Annotated in this window: 10 protein-coding genes; 5 read left to right on the top strand and 5 right to left on the bottom strand. The window is 74.2% G+C overall.

Features of this window, described 5'->3' with window-relative positions:
- Positions 1 to 111: 111 nt before the first annotated feature.
- The 4 genes from ACFYYW_RS31770 (at position 112) to ACFYYW_RS31785 (ending at position 3,732) form a co-directional block, all read left to right on the top strand.
- Positions 112 to 1,470 carry an erythromycin esterase family protein gene (locus ACFYYW_RS31770; RefSeq protein ID WP_387654087.1) on the top strand — a complete coding sequence of 453 codons (1,359 nt, stop codon included), beginning with the start codon at positions 112 to 114 and terminating at the stop codon, positions 1,468 to 1,470.
- Between the two features lie 144 nt (positions 1,471 to 1,614).
- Positions 1,615 to 2,145, top strand: a complete 531-nt coding sequence (locus tag ACFYYW_RS31775; RefSeq protein WP_364421180.1) for a hypothetical protein — start codon at positions 1,615 to 1,617, stop codon at positions 2,143 to 2,145.
- Positions 2,146 to 2,148: 3 nt separating this feature from the next.
- A complete protein-coding gene (locus ACFYYW_RS31780) occupies positions 2,149 to 2,625 on the top strand; it encodes a Tfp pilus assembly protein FimT/FimU (RefSeq protein ID WP_387654090.1) in 477 nt (158 codons plus the stop codon).
- 72 nt (positions 2,626 to 2,697) lie between these two features.
- On the top strand, positions 2,698 to 3,732 hold the full coding sequence (locus ACFYYW_RS31785) for a DUF5685 family protein (RefSeq protein WP_387654093.1): 1,035 nt from the start codon (positions 2,698 to 2,700) through the stop codon (positions 3,730 to 3,732).
- Positions 3,733 to 3,759: 27 nt separating this feature from the next.
- Here the strand turns inward: ACFYYW_RS31785 and ACFYYW_RS31790 are convergent, their stop codons facing one another.
- On the bottom strand, positions 3,760 to 4,494 hold the full coding sequence (locus tag ACFYYW_RS31790; RefSeq protein ID WP_387654096.1) for a GNAT family N-acetyltransferase: 735 nt from the start codon (positions 4,492 to 4,494) through the stop codon (positions 3,760 to 3,762).
- A 120-nt stretch (positions 4,495 to 4,614) separates the two neighbouring features.
- Positions 4,615 to 5,265: a nitroreductase family protein gene (locus tag ACFYYW_RS31795; protein WP_352326979.1), complete on the bottom strand. Its 651-nt coding sequence runs from the start codon at positions 5,263 to 5,265 to the stop codon at positions 4,615 to 4,617.
- A 132-nt stretch (positions 5,266 to 5,397) separates the two neighbouring features.
- Here ACFYYW_RS31795 and ACFYYW_RS31800 point away from each other — a divergent pair, with 132 nt between their 5' ends.
- Positions 5,398 to 6,228 (top strand): SAM-dependent methyltransferase, encoded by an 831-nt coding sequence (locus ACFYYW_RS31800; RefSeq protein ID WP_387654100.1) that lies wholly within the window; start codon positions 5,398 to 5,400, stop codon positions 6,226 to 6,228.
- A 3-nt stretch (positions 6,229 to 6,231) separates the two neighbouring features.
- Here ACFYYW_RS31800 and ACFYYW_RS31805 read toward each other — a convergent pair whose 3' ends face one another.
- The 3 genes from ACFYYW_RS31805 to ACFYYW_RS31815 all read right to left on the bottom strand — a co-directional run bounded on the left by ACFYYW_RS31805 (position 6,232) and on the right by ACFYYW_RS31815 (position 13,489).
- Entirely contained in the window at positions 6,232 to 10,401 is a 4,170-nt protein-coding gene (locus tag ACFYYW_RS31805; RefSeq protein WP_387654301.1) for a trypsin-like peptidase domain-containing protein, read from the bottom strand.
- Positions 10,402 to 10,535: 134 nt separating this feature from the next.
- Positions 10,536 to 11,093 carry a hypothetical protein gene (locus tag ACFYYW_RS31810; RefSeq protein WP_387654079.1) on the bottom strand — a complete coding sequence of 186 codons (558 nt, stop codon included), beginning with the start codon at positions 11,091 to 11,093 and terminating at the stop codon, positions 10,536 to 10,538.
- A gap of 365 nt (positions 11,094 to 11,458) precedes the next feature.
- Entirely contained in the window at positions 11,459 to 13,489 is a 2,031-nt protein-coding gene (locus ACFYYW_RS31815) for a M14 family zinc carboxypeptidase (protein ID WP_387654103.1), read from the bottom strand.
- Positions 13,490 to 13,556: the final 67 nt, after the last annotated feature.

Genomic DNA, 13,556 nt, shown 5'->3' on the forward strand with positions numbered 1-13,556 from the left:
CGTGCGGTAGCCAGCACCACCATCGACCGGCCAGCGGGCGGGATCGAAACCGCCCACGCCGCTCCCTACGTTGGTGACTGCTTCATTCGACACCCAACGTAAGGACCTGTCTTGTCGAGCAACACTCTGCGTCGTACCGTGCCGGTCACCCTGGCGCTGGCGGCCTGTCTGACGAGCCTGAGCGCTCCGGCGTTCGCCACCTCCGCCCCCGCCGCCGCCGGCGTCTCCACGACGGCCGCCGACGCCGGCCAGGAGCGGGTGGTCGCGGACCTGGAGCGCAACGCCCAGGAACTGCGCAGCACCGTCCCGGGCGGTGAGTCCGGCGACCTGCGGGCGTTGTCGGCGATGACCAAGGGCGCCACCATCGTCGGGATCGGCGAGGCCACGCACGGCTCGAAGGAGCTGTTCACGCTGCGGCACCGGCTGTTCCGGCACCTGGTGCAGACCCAGGGCTTCACCACGCTGGCGCTGGAGGCGACCTGGTCGGCCGGCGTCCGCCTGGACGCGTACGTGCGCACCGGCAAGGGCGACCTGCGCACGATCATGGCCGAGGAGTTCCAGCAGTCCTACGGCGCGTGGAGGACCCAGGAGTGGATGGACCTGTACGAGTGGATGCGCGACTACAACCGCACCGCCGCACGCAAGCTGCGCGTGATGGGGTTCGACATCGGCGACGTCCACCCCGACCAGTACCGGCGCATCATCGACTGGGCCAAGAAGCACCAGCCGTCGATCGAGGCCGAACTGCGTCGCCGCTACGCGGGCCTGCTCGCCCTGCCCGGCGGTGTGGAGCAGCGGATGAACACCCTGGCCGAACTGCCTGCCGAGCGGCGCACCGCCCTGGCCGGTGACGCGCAGGCCGCCTACCGCCTGCTGGAGAAGGGCGGCAAGGCGAGCCCGACGGTCCTGCAGGAGGCCCGCGTCATCGTCCAGATGACCACCATGTACGCATCGGAGGGGTCGGCCCTGCACCGTCACCGTGACCGGTCCATGGCCGAGAACACCGTGTGGTGGCAGCGCCACACCGGCAGCAAGACCGTGGCGGCCGCGCACAACGGGCACGTCGGCTACGTCTCGGCCTGGCCCGACCTCTACCCGGTCACCCAGGGGGCCGTGCTGCGCTCGCTGGCCGGCACCTCCTACGTGGCCATCGGCACCACCATCCACAGCGGCCGCTTCCGCGCCATCGACCCCAAGACCGGCAAGGTCGCGGTCTTCGACACCGGCGCTCCCGTCGCGGCCAGCAGCGAGGCCGTCCTGGACCGGGTGCGCTACCGCGACTACTACGTGGACCTGCGCCGCGCCGGCCGTACGCCGTCCACCCGGGCGTGGCTGGACACCGCCCGTCCGACCTTCACCATCCCGGCCACGTACGTGCCCGAGCAGTTCAACCGGCCGCTGGCGCTGGGAGCGGCCTTCGACGCGATCGTGCACCTCAACCGCGTCAAGGAGGCCACCCCGCTGCCCTGACCGCGTCCCGCGGAGGCCGGGCCCGCGGGCCCGGCCGCCGGCGCCTCCGCCGCTCCCAGCCAACTGCAAAGGGGATGCAAGCCCGTTCCCAGTGCCGTCCGAGATCATCGCGCCAGCGTCACCGCAACAGACACGAGGTGAGGAATGGCGACGACGATCAGCGCGTCCACGCTCAACGGACGGCACCACAAGGCGGCACTCACGGTCTTCATGCTCATCGTGGTGGCCCACTGGGCCGAGCACCTGGTCCAGGCCGTGCAGGTCTACGTCTGGGGGTGGCCGCTGAGCGAGGCCCGCGGGGTGCTGGGCCTGCCGTTCCCGTGGCTGGTGACCTCGGAGTGGATGCACTACGGGTACGCGCTGCTCATGCTCGTGGGCCTGGTCCTGCTGCGCAAGGGGTTCGCCGGCCGTTCGCGCACGTGGTGGAACATCTCCCTGGGCATCCAGGTCTGGCACCACATGGAGCACCTGCTGCTGCTCGTGCAGAAGATCACCGGGCTCTACCTGCTCGGACGGCCGGTCCCGACCAGCGTCCTGCAGATCTTCCTGCCCCGGATGGAGCTGCACCTGTTCTACAACGCGGTCGTCTTCGCGCCGATGGTGGTGGCGATGCTGCTCCACCGGCGGGCCGCCGAGCACGGCGGGGCCGCCTGCACCTGCGCGGTGGCGCACTAGCTCATGGCGGTCACCAGACGACGTCCGGGCGGGTTCACGGTGGTGCTGGCCGTCGTGGGGCTGTCGCTGCTGTTCGTGTCCGTGCCCGAGTTCGGCCCGGTCCTGCGGGCCGCCCGCGCCGACGGGGTGAGCGGCGCGTTCACCGCCCGGGAGCTGCGGTGCGTGCGGCATCCCGGGCACGAGTCCTGCGTCTGGGCCGGGGACTTCACCTCCGGCGACGGACGGATCCGGCGGCGCGACGTCGAGCTGTACGGCAGCGACCGCGGCACCCTGGCGGCGGGACAGGCCACCGCGGCCGTGGACACGGGCCGCCTGACCCGCGTCTACGGGCCGGAGGGCTCGGACGAGTGGCTGTTCACCGCGCTGCTCACGCTGGCCGGGGCGGCCGTGCTGACGGTGGCGGCCAGGCGGGCCCGCCGCCCCGCGCCTGAACCCGCGCCTGAACCCGCGCCTGAACCCGCGCCTGAACCCCGGGCCTGAACCCCGCGGTGCCGCGTACGGGCGATCGCCCGTACGATTCCTCCAGCGTTTTCCGGATCTTGTGAGGTTCGTGTGTTCGGGATCATCCGTCCGTGCGGCGAGCACGGGTGCGCGGCGGTGCGCGCGGCGTGGCGGGCGCACCTGTGCGGGCTCTGCCTGACCCTGCGGGACGGGCAGGGGCACGCCGCCCGGCTGACCACCAACTACGACACGCTGATCCTCTCGGTGCTGACCGAGGCCCAGCTCCCGGCCGCCGTGCCGCACCGGACGGCCGGACCGTGCGCGTTGCGCGGGTTCCGCTCCGCCGACGTGGTGGACGCCCGCGGTCACGGCGCCCGGCTGGCGGCGGGGGTGTCGCTCGTCCTGGCCGCGGGCAGGCTGCGCGACCAGGTGGCCGACGGGGACGCCGTCCCGGCCACGGCCCCGGCCCGCCGGCTGCTCGCGGCGCGCTGGGAGGCGGGCGGCGCCAGGCTGGCCTCCGGCGTCGGCTTCGACACCGCCGTGTTGTCGGCGACGGTCGACCGGCAGCTCGAACGCGAGCGCCGGGCCCTCACCGCGCCGATGGACGTGCTCGACCTCACGGCGCCCGCCGAGGAGGCGGTGGCGGCGGCCTTCGCCCACACCGCGGTGCTGGCCGGACGGCCGGGGAACGCGGCGGCGCTGGCCGAGGCGGGCCGGTTCTTCGGCCGCGTCGCGCACCTCCTGGACGCCGTCGAGGACCAGGCGGCCGACGACGAGCGGGGCGCGTTCAACCCGCTGACCGCCACCGGCACCGGCCGCGAGCGGGCGCGGCGGCTGTGCGACGACGCCGCCCACGGGCTCGCCCTCGCCGTGGCCGACCTGGAGCTGGACGAGCGGCACCTGGTGGAGCGGCTGCTCGGCGCCGAGGTGCGCCGGGCGGTCGAGCGCGCGTTCGGCGCGGCCTCCTACCGGCGTCCCGGCTGGATCCGCAGGTCGGCGGCGGGGGTGGTGACGTTCCTGACCTGCGGGGTCTGGCGGCCACGGTGGAGCAAGAAGGCGGGACGGCCCTGCTGTGAGCGCTGCTACCTGGACAACTGCAGCAGCTGCGACTGCCCCGACTGCGGCGGCTGCTGCGACTGCGGCTGAGCCGGCCGCCGGGGAGCCGCGGGACGGTCAGGGGGCCGAGATGTGCAGGACCTCGCCCGCCTTGTGGTAGCCGACGCGGGCGTAGACGCGGCCCGCGGCGTCGTCGGCCGGGGTGAGGAACGGCATGGTGATGCCGGCGTCGACGCCCGCCCTGGTCAGCAGGGCGGTGACGGCTCCGCCGATGCCGCGCCGCCGGTGCGTGTCGCGCACGGCGATGCCGGCGACCTCGGCCACGCCCTCCTGGGGGCCGCCGAGCTGGCCGGCGCCGACGACCTCGCCGGTGGCGGCGTCGACGGCCGCGGCCACCAGGCCGCCCCGGCCGAGCACGCCGCGCAGCCGCGCGACGTCGTGCTCACCCGCCTCGGGCGCGTCGAAGGCCGCGTTCATCACCCGCGCGACCTGCCACAGGCCGGCGTCGTCGGTCACCAGCGTGAGCCGTACGGCGGCGTCGGCGGGCGGCTCGGCCGCCCACCCGGCCGGGCACACCAGCAGCGGGAAGCGCCCCTCGACGGTGAACCCGGCGGCCAGCAGGGCCTCCTCCACCTTGGGCGCGACCTGCGGCACGTACTCCAGCCGGGGTGTCCTGGCCCGCTCGCGGAAGGCGGCGGCCAGCGCGGCCACCTGCTCGCCGGTGGGCGCGAGGTCGTCGTCGGGGACGGCGTAGTTGAACGGCGGCGCGTCGTCGTGCTCGTCGAAGCGGATCAGGAACGGCCCGGACCGGTGTGCCCCGGTTCCGGCCGCCGCTCGAAGGTATGCGTGCACGCGGGCGCCCAGCAAGTGAAGTCCTCTCGGTCGACGTACGACGGTCACGACGGTCACAAGGTAGGGCCGCGCCCGCCGCCCGACAAGCGGTTTTCCCGGCGCCCCCGGAGGGGCGCCCGGTCACCAGCGGTCGAGATGCAGCACCTCGTCGAGCGGCTGCCGCGCGGCGGGCCGGAAGGTCTCCCCCGTGTAGTACGCGGTGGGCAGCAGCACGCCCTGGCGCACCTCGGCCGGGATGCCGAGCAGCTCGGCGATCTCGCTCTCGTACTCCAGGTGCAGGGTGGTCCACGCGCTGCCGAGGCCGCGGGCGCGGGCGGCGAGCATGTAGCTCCACGCGGCGGGCAGCAGCGAGCCCCACAGCCCCGCCTGGTTGCCCTCGGGCAGGCGCCCGCCGGGCAGCTCGATCGCGCCGATCACCAGCACCGGGACGTCGCCCATGTGCTCGGCCAGGTAGGCGGCGCTGCCGCTGACGCGCTCCTGGACCGCCGCGCGCGCCGGGTCGTCGCGGAACATCGAGCGGGCCGAGCCGTCCGAGGTGTAGTAGCTGTTCCACGACCGCCGGTAGTAGTCGCCGATCACCTTGCGCCGTTCGGGGTCGGTGACCACGATCCAGTGCCATCCCTGCCGGTTGCCGCCGCTGGGCGCCTGGAGCGCGACCTCCAGGCTCTGGCGGACCAGCTCCGCCGGGACCGGGCGGGACAGGTCGAGGCGCCTGCGCACGCTGCGGGTGGTGGTGAGGAGGGTGTCCGGGGCCAGTGGTTCGATCGTCATGGGCTCATCATGTCAACGCGAGCCGCCGGAATCCCGTAGCCCGTACGGCTCGGCCCTGGCCTGATTTTTCCGCGCCCCGGGACGTATGATCACGCCAGCCGGACTCGCCCGACGCAACCGAAGGAGCCGACCGTGGCCGACGACGAGCAGGGCGCGCACGCCCCCGACGTGGACACCACCAAGCCCAGCGTCGCCCGGGTCTACGACTACATGCTCGGCGGCAAGGACAACTTCGAGATCGACCGCGAGGTGGCCCAGATGGCGCTCCGGATCGCCCCGGACGCCCCGCAGGCGGCCCGGTCGAACCGGGACTTCCTGGCGCGCGTCGTCCGCGACCTGGTCGTCGAGGCGGGCATCCGCCAGTTCCTGGACATCGGGTCGGGGCTGCCCACGCAGGGCAACGTGCACGAGATCGCCCAGGCGGCCGCCCCGGGCTGCCGGGTGGTCTACGTCGACCACGACCCGATCGTGCTGGTCCACGGCCGGGCCCTGCTCGCGGTCGACGACGGCACCACCGTCATCGAGGCCGACATCCGGCGGCCCGACGACGTCCTCGACCACCCCGAGACCAGACAGCTGCTCGACCTCGACGAGCCGGTGGGCCTGCTGCTGTTCGGGATCCTGCACCACCTGTCGGACGAGGAGGACCCGGCCGGCATCGCCGCGCGCCTGGTCGGACGGCTCGCGCCCGGCAGCCACGTCGCCGTCTCCCACTTCCACAACCCGATGGAGGAGCGCCCGGAGGTGTCGCGGCAGGCGTTCGAGGCCGAGCGGCTGTTCAACGACACCATGGGCACCGGGCGGTGGCGCACCCGCGAGGAGATCCTCGGCTTCTTCGACGGCCTGGAGCTGCTGGAGCCCGGCCTGGTGCCGCTGGCCGAGTGGCGGCCGGAGCCGGGTTACCGGCCGGCCCTGGGCATCACGTACCACACCTTCCTGGGCGGGGTCGGGCGCAAGCCGTGACGGTCAGCAGACCGCGTCCGGCAGGGCGATCGGCACCTGCTGCCGGTCGCCGGGCGTGAAGCGGCGGCCGAACACCTCGCACAGCCGCGCCCGCCAGGCGCCGGGGTCGAGCCGGAGCAGGTCGGTGGAGTAGCCCGTGGCGCCGTCGCCGCCCTTGAGGCGCAGCAGCAGCGAGCCGTCGGGTGAGATGTCGAGGAAGTCCTGGGCCTGGCGGAAGGTGTAGCCCTCCTCGTAGGACACCCCGGCATCGCCGAGCCCGAACACGCTGATCTCCCGCTCGCGGAACAGGAACAGCCGGCCCGCGTTCTCCGGCATGATCGAGGTCATGCGCTCGCCGCCGCGGATGTTCTCGCCCGACGAGCGCAGCGGGCCGAGCACCTTCCTGAGCGGGTGGGTGAGCCACACCTCGGGCAGCATGCCGCTGCGGAACAGCAGCAGGTGGGTGCCCGCGCGGTCGAAGACGAACCCGCTGACGACGTCGGAGCCCACGGTCAGCCGCCGGTCCTTGACCTCCTCGCCGGTGCGCAGGTCGATCGTGCGCAGATGGTCGGCGCCCTGCACGGCGACCATCAGGTGATCGGCGCTCCACGGGCTGACCTGCACCTCCGTGACGACCGTGCCGGGGCCGGCGACGTCGAAGGCGCTCTTGCGGCGGCCGGTGACCGGCTCCCAGCGCTCCAGGCGGCGGCCGGCGAAGGTGAACAGGTCGCCGTCCTTGAAGAAGTAGGTCAGGTGTGTGCCCTCGGGCGGCCGGGTGGTGGTGACCTCGGCGAGGGGGGACAGCGAGGGCAGCGCGCGGACGGCGACCTTGGCGGGGGCGACGGCGTCGGCGAGCAGACGTCCTGACGCGTCCACGACCGGGTCGCCGTCGGCGTCGAGGCCCTTCGGGCTCTTGGCGCGGGAGACGTCGGCCAGGGTGCGCTGCGGCTCGCCGGTCTCCATGAGGCGCAGCCGGGCGCCGCCGTCGGCCTGGGCGACCATCCGGGTGCCGCCCTGGAGCAGCGCCGGGTTGCCGATGAGCTGCTCGCCGTCGCGCAGCGCGGTCAACACCAGGGTGTCGGGCGACCTGGTGAGCAGTTCCTGCGCGCCGGGCGCGCCCACCAGCGCGACCGGGGCGGCGCTGGTCTGGGCGTCGATCCAGGCGCGCGACAGGGTGCGGCCGGCGGCCAGGTCGACCAGCTCCCAGCCGGAGGCGCCCTGCTCGGCCACCCGCTTTCCCCCGCGGTCGACGACGAACGCGCCGCACGGGCGTCCGGCCTGGAAGCCGCCCAGCCGCTTGCCGTCGCGCACCGCGAAGCCCGTGTACGTGGCGGCGCGGCCGTCGTCGCCGGTGCGGCAGGTCACGGCGGTGGCGCCGTCGCCGGAGACGGCCAGGCCGTCGGCCGGGCCGAGCTCGCGGATGGTCAGCTGCCGCCACACCGGGCTGCCCTTGCTGGCGTAGACCTTGGCCACGCCCTTCTCCCGGACGACCAGGGTGGTGGCGTCGGGGCCGAACCGGACCAGGTCGGCGGGCAGGTCGTACACCCAGGTGCGGGCGGCGCCGGTGGCGCCCAGCGACTGGAGCACGAGCTTCTTCGGGCCCGCGGTGACGATCCAGCCGTCGTCGCCGTCCGCCCTGACGTCGGCGACGGGCTCGGCGGCGGTGAGCTCGCCGGCCGGGGCCGGCCGGTCCTGGCGGGCCAGGACGTGGCCCTGGTCGAGCAGCTCGCCGTCGCGCGGGTCGACGCGGTGCCAGACCATGCCGCCGTCGTCGAGGGCGTAGGCGATCAGGCCGCCGTCGGCGGAGACCGCCGGTCGGCTGGTGCCGCCCCGGTCGGGCAGGTGGACGGGCCGGTAACGCCCGTCGGGGCCGCGGGTGAACAGCGTGGCGCGGCCGGCGGCGGAGGTGGTGGTGGCCAGCAGGACGCGGGCGTCGTCGCTGGCGTCGGCGGCGGTGATCGAGCCGAGCGCGCCTGTGGCCACGCCCGTGGTGTAGCGGTGTTCGACGTAGCGCTGCAGGAGCTGGGCCCTGGCCTCCTGGGTGGGGGCCGCGCGGTAGGCGCCGACGGCGAGCAGCGACGACAGCTCGGGGTCGCGTTCGGCCAGGTCGGCCGAGGCGCCCGCCAGGGCGCGGGAGCGGGACTCGGCGGCCCGCTGCTCGCCGATCCGGCCCTGGTAGAGCGTCCAGGCGACCAGCGAGAGGACGGTCAGCAGCGCCACCCCCGCGCCGGTGATCGCGCCCCGGCGGCGCAGCGTGCGGCGTCGCTGACGGCGGCGGCCCTGGCGCAGGTAGTCGTGCTCGTCCTCGGTCAGGTCGCCGGGCCGCTCGGCGAGCCAGCGGGCGGCGGCGGCCAGCTCGGGCGGGCCGGGGAGCCGGTCGGGGGCACGCCCGGCCTGCCGCCAGCGGCCCATGTCCTGGTGAAGCAGGTCACGCCATTCGAGGAACTTCAGGTCGGCGGCCACGATCCCGGCCAACCTGGGCCATTCGGTGATCAGCGCCTCGTGGGCGAGTTCGACGGTCTGGCGGCCGTCCTCGCCGGTGTCCATGACGAGCAGCCGCCCGGCGGCCAGCCGGCCGGCCGTCGCCCAGCGCTGCTCCCCCGCCTCCTCGCGGGTGACCCGGCGGCGCAGCGGCGCGTGCGCGCCGGCGGCGACCCGGACGAGCCGGGACAGCAGTTCCTGCCCGGCGGCGCTGTCCTGCTCGGGCACGCACGCCGCCCAGACCTGCTCGGCCTGCGCGCCCAGGGCGCCGCGCACGCCGCGGCACGCCTCGTAGGAGGTGTGGGTGATGCGGCCGCCCTGCTGCTCGTGCCAGAGGCGGTCCAGCAGGAAGCCGATCAGCGGCAGGGCGCCGGGCGCGCCGCCGGCGTCGGCCAGGATGCGGTCGACCAGGCCGGGGTCGTACGTCACGGCGGGGACGGCGTCCAGCGGCGCCTCGACGGCCTGCCGGAGCTGGTCGCGGGTCATGGGGGTGAGCCCGTAGGTCTCGCGGCCGAGCGCGCCGCCGAGCGCGGGGTGGGACAGGGCGGCGGGCAGGAAGTCCGCGCGCAGCGTGAACAGCACCCGGACGGCCGGGCAGGCGCGGGCCGCGACCAGCACCCCGGCCGCCTCCTCCGCCTGCTCGGGGTCGCCGACCAGCAGTTCCTCGGCCTGGTCGACGACGAGCAGCAGGCCGGTCGCGCCGGTGTCGCGCAGGACCTGGGCGACGACGTCGGGCAGGCGGCCGTTCCGCAGCGGCTCGCGCAGCGCGTCGGCCCTGGCCAGCGCGTCGGCCCCGGTCAGGCCGGGGTGCGACAGGGCGGCCAGTTCGGCGGCGAGCGCGTCGGGCCAGGAGCGTACGGCGAGGGGGCGCAGGACGACGACCTGGCAGCCCTGGCGGCGCATGGCGGGCACGACCCCGGCCAGGGCCAGCGAGGACTTGCCGCAGCCGGACGGCCCGGTGAGCGTGACCTCGGGGTGGGCTTGGAGGAGGCGGGCGATCCGGGCGGTCTCGACGTCGCGGCCGAAGAAGACGGCGGCGTCGTCCTCGCGGAAGGCCGACAGCCCGCGGAACGGCGAGGCCGGCCGTACGGTCGCGGCCAGGCCGGGGACGGCGCGGGTGAGCGACCGGGTGGGGATCACGAACGCCTGGCGGGGCCCGCCGGGCTGGGCCGCGACCACCATGCCGACGACGTCGCCGAGCTCGACGTCCCAGACGGGGCTGCCGCTGAAGCCGCTCTCGATCGGCACGCCGCGGGGGTCGTCGGGGGCGCACTGGAGCCAGCCCTGCTGGGTGCCGCCGAGCAGCCGGCCGGTGTGCCAGCCGCCGCCGCGCAGGCCGTGCGGGAACCCGGCGACGACGACCCGGTGGCCCCACAGGCTGCGCGGCTCGGCCATGCGCAGCGGGCGCCCGCCCGGGGGCGCGGCGTCCAGGCGCAGGACGGCGATGTCGCCCGAGCCGTCGTCGGCGGTGTGGACCCAGTGCTCGACGTGGGCGCGCACGGGCGTGTGGTCGCCGGCGAAGGGCAGCTCGACGGTGACCCAGGCGTCCGGCGGGGGCGGGCCGTCGGCGTGGTCCAGGGCGCCGGAGACGACGTGGGCGCAGGTGAGGGCGCGGTCGGGCGCGATGAGGAAGCCCGCGCCCGCCACGGCCCCCTGCGGGCCGCGCACGCGCAGGACGGCGAGGTTCAGCGCCTCGTCGGGGCCCGTCTCCATCACTTGCGGTCACCGCCCGTCACTCCATGTGGTCAGACGAACCAGTATGGCGGGTGGGCGGGGCGGCGTTTGCCGTTCCTTGACATGCGTGAAGGGCGTCCCCCGAGGGGAACGCCCTTCACTTCGCGCGCGTGTTACTTCTTGACCGACACCGGAGCCGTGCCGGTGTCCTGCTGACGCCAGGCACCCGTGTCGAACGCCACCGGAGCCGCCTTGCGGCCCACACCGTCACCCCACTTGGTGACCACGTACTGGATCTTGATGTGACCCTCGCCCTTCACACCGTCCACACCCAGCGTCTCCGGGTTGAACCGGCCACCGGTCAGCTCCGCGAACGTCTTGGCGTCCAGGTCCAGCATCACCCCACGACTGGAGGGGTCACCAGGACCACGGTCACCCACGAAGAACGGCAGCTTCTTACCCTGATAGACCACGTAACCCTCGGTCATCAGCGGCCACGACGGCGAAGCCGCCAGACCCTTCTGCATCGGCTTGCCGGCAGCCGGCAGACCCGTGTCACCCGCACGACCCGAGGAGTCGTCCCAGAAGTAGGACGCCGTCGTCGAACCGGCCAGCACACCCTGACCGTTCACATCCGCATCAGCATGCGCGGGATGAGCCGCGGCACCGATCGTCAGCGCCGACAGCGCAGCGGCGGAAAGCATGGCGAAAGAACGCAGGCGAGCAGTCATCAGCAGTCTCCTTGGTGACATCGATCATCAGGGGGGCATGCGCTCGCTTGACTCAGACAAGACATGAAGGTCGTAGCCGGGCACCAACGCCATCGGTCGCTACGTGGAGCGCAATGGGGGCGGACCCGAAGGGGTCACTCACCCGCCAACAGGTACAACGCTAACCCAAGAAACGGACAAACGCAAACCAAACACCCTAAATCGGGCAAAGATCTACCCCTGAACCGTAAACCCCGGGCAAGCCACCCCAACATGGGCAAAAGCCCAGGTCACTGGCGCGGGGTGTCCGTATGTAAACCCCGGGCAACGCGCGGGCATTCCCGGCCCCCGCGAACGCCATGACCTGGGCACGAGCCGCGCGGCGGTCAGGGCCTGCGGTAGTCGGCCGCCACCCCCACCAGCGAGATCAGGCCCGCGGCGAACTCCATCGCCTCGGCGTGCCCCTCCTCGAACGGCGGCTGGAAGCCCACGCCCTCCCACGTCCGCGCGGCCGGGTTCCACAGGTCGGCGCCGACCTCGAAGTCCCAGCCGTAGACGCCGTGCTCGTACCAGAGCTCGTCGGCGGAGTTGCCGGCCGCCGAGTAGAGCACGTCGGTCACCGGCCCGGTCTGCTGCGGCCAGATGACCGTGCCGCGCTCGGCGGCGATGGCCTGCTCGATCGTGCGGGCCGAGCGCGTGAAGTACGCCTCCTCCTGGGCGCTCGGCCTGGGCAGCGCCACGCGGCCGTCGAGCTTGTACGCCCCGGGCGGCCACATGAAGTAGCCGCCGTAGCTGTGCACGTTCATGGCGAACCGGATGTTGCGGTACGTCTCAGCCAGCCACATCACGTTGCGGCTCTCCGGCTCCGAATGCTCGGCCGGACCGGCGTACGTGCCGCTCTGGCAGTTGGCCGAGGCGCCGAAGTAGCCGTCCGACAGGGAGCCGACGGCGTAGTTGCGGTTGACGTCCACGCCCCAGGTGTTGCGCTGCGCCGGGTCGGACTGGGCGGCCGGGCAGTGGTTGGTCATGTTCTTCCGCTGGCCGTTGAAGTCGTAGAAGCTGTAGTTCGCGCCGTCGGGGTTGACGGTGGGGACGATGAAGATGTCGGTGCGCTGCAGCAGCCTGCGGGTGGCCGCGTCGTGGGCGTAGTTGCGCAGCAGCCGCTCGGCGGCCTCGACGGTGACCAGCGGCGCCACCCATTCCCTGGCGTGCTCCTGGGCGTAGGCCAGCACGCCGGTGCGCGAGCCGTCGCGGTGGACGCCGACGCGCAGCGCCAGCACCCGCATGGGCTTGCGGGAGACGTCGGCGGGCGCCTTGAGCGAGTCGGTGAGCCGGGTGGCGGGGGCCGCGGCCATGACGCCGGCGCCGGGGTCGGTGCGGTAGGCGGCGGCCTTCAGCCCGGTGCCCGGCGCGGCGTTGATCGCGGCGACGACCTGGGCGGCGGTGCTGACCGGAGTGCCGGAGCCGTCGGTGGCCAGGCTCACCGTCACCTGCTTGCCGGCCACGCTCACCTGGAGCGGCCGGTCCGGCGCGCCGGGGGCGACGAGCTCGACGGACAGGTCGTTGCCGCCCTCGGAGCCGTAGGCGTCGGAGGTGACCACGATCGCGGCGCCGGGCGGCGTGCCGATCAGCGCCTGGGCGCGGCGGCGGTAGCCGTTGGTGAGGTTGGGCAGCGGGATGACGTCGGTGAGCGACGGGTAGCGCCGGTGCAGCGCCTGGATGCGCTCGTTGAGCTGGGCGGGCGGCATGTACTGGGTGACGAAGTCCTTCTGGTAGCCCGGCGACCGGTGGTCGGGGCGCTCCCCGTCGGGCCATTCCCGGACGCGGGCCTCGGCCGTGCCGCCGCTCGCCGAGGTGACCGTGACGCGCTGCGGCTCGGCCGGCACCGGGGCGGGCGTGCTGAACTGGTGGCCCAGGTAGGCGCCGGCGTCCACGTACGGGACCATCGCGACCTGGCCGGTGGCGCCGCGGCGGCCCGTCCAGGTGGCGGTGAGTGCGGCCGTCTCGCCCGCGCTGCTGCTGGCCTCGACCGACAGGAAGTACCCGTCGCGGGACTTGTACCAGACGGCCCGTTCGATGACGATCTGGTCCTGCGCGGCGGTGGCGGACGGCGCCTGCCGGGTGGCGGGCGGCGTGCCGGACGCCAGGCCCACGCCGATCGCCCGCAGCTCGGCGAGCTTGCCGGCGGTGAGCACGGCGTCCACCTGGACGCTGCCGTCGGCCTGCGGACGGACCCGCTCGGTCAGGTCGGCGCCGGAGGCGACCAGCCGCTCCATCGCGGCCCTGTCGGGCACGGAGAGCGTGACCAGCGACGCCGGCTCGGGGTCGGCCGGCCCCGCCACCGCCGGCAGCGACGACGGCCCGGAGGCGAGGAACGTCGAGACGACGATCATCAGGATGACTGCGGACGCCCTCAAGCCACGCATCGGCTCCTCCAGGATCACCGGTATCCCGATCATTGAAAGCCGACTTGACCCAACCGGC

The sequence above is a fragment of the Nonomuraea sp. NPDC001831 genome, from assembly GCF_042892035.1.
Classification (GTDB): Bacteria; Actinomycetota; Actinomycetes; order Streptosporangiales; family Streptosporangiaceae; genus Nonomuraea.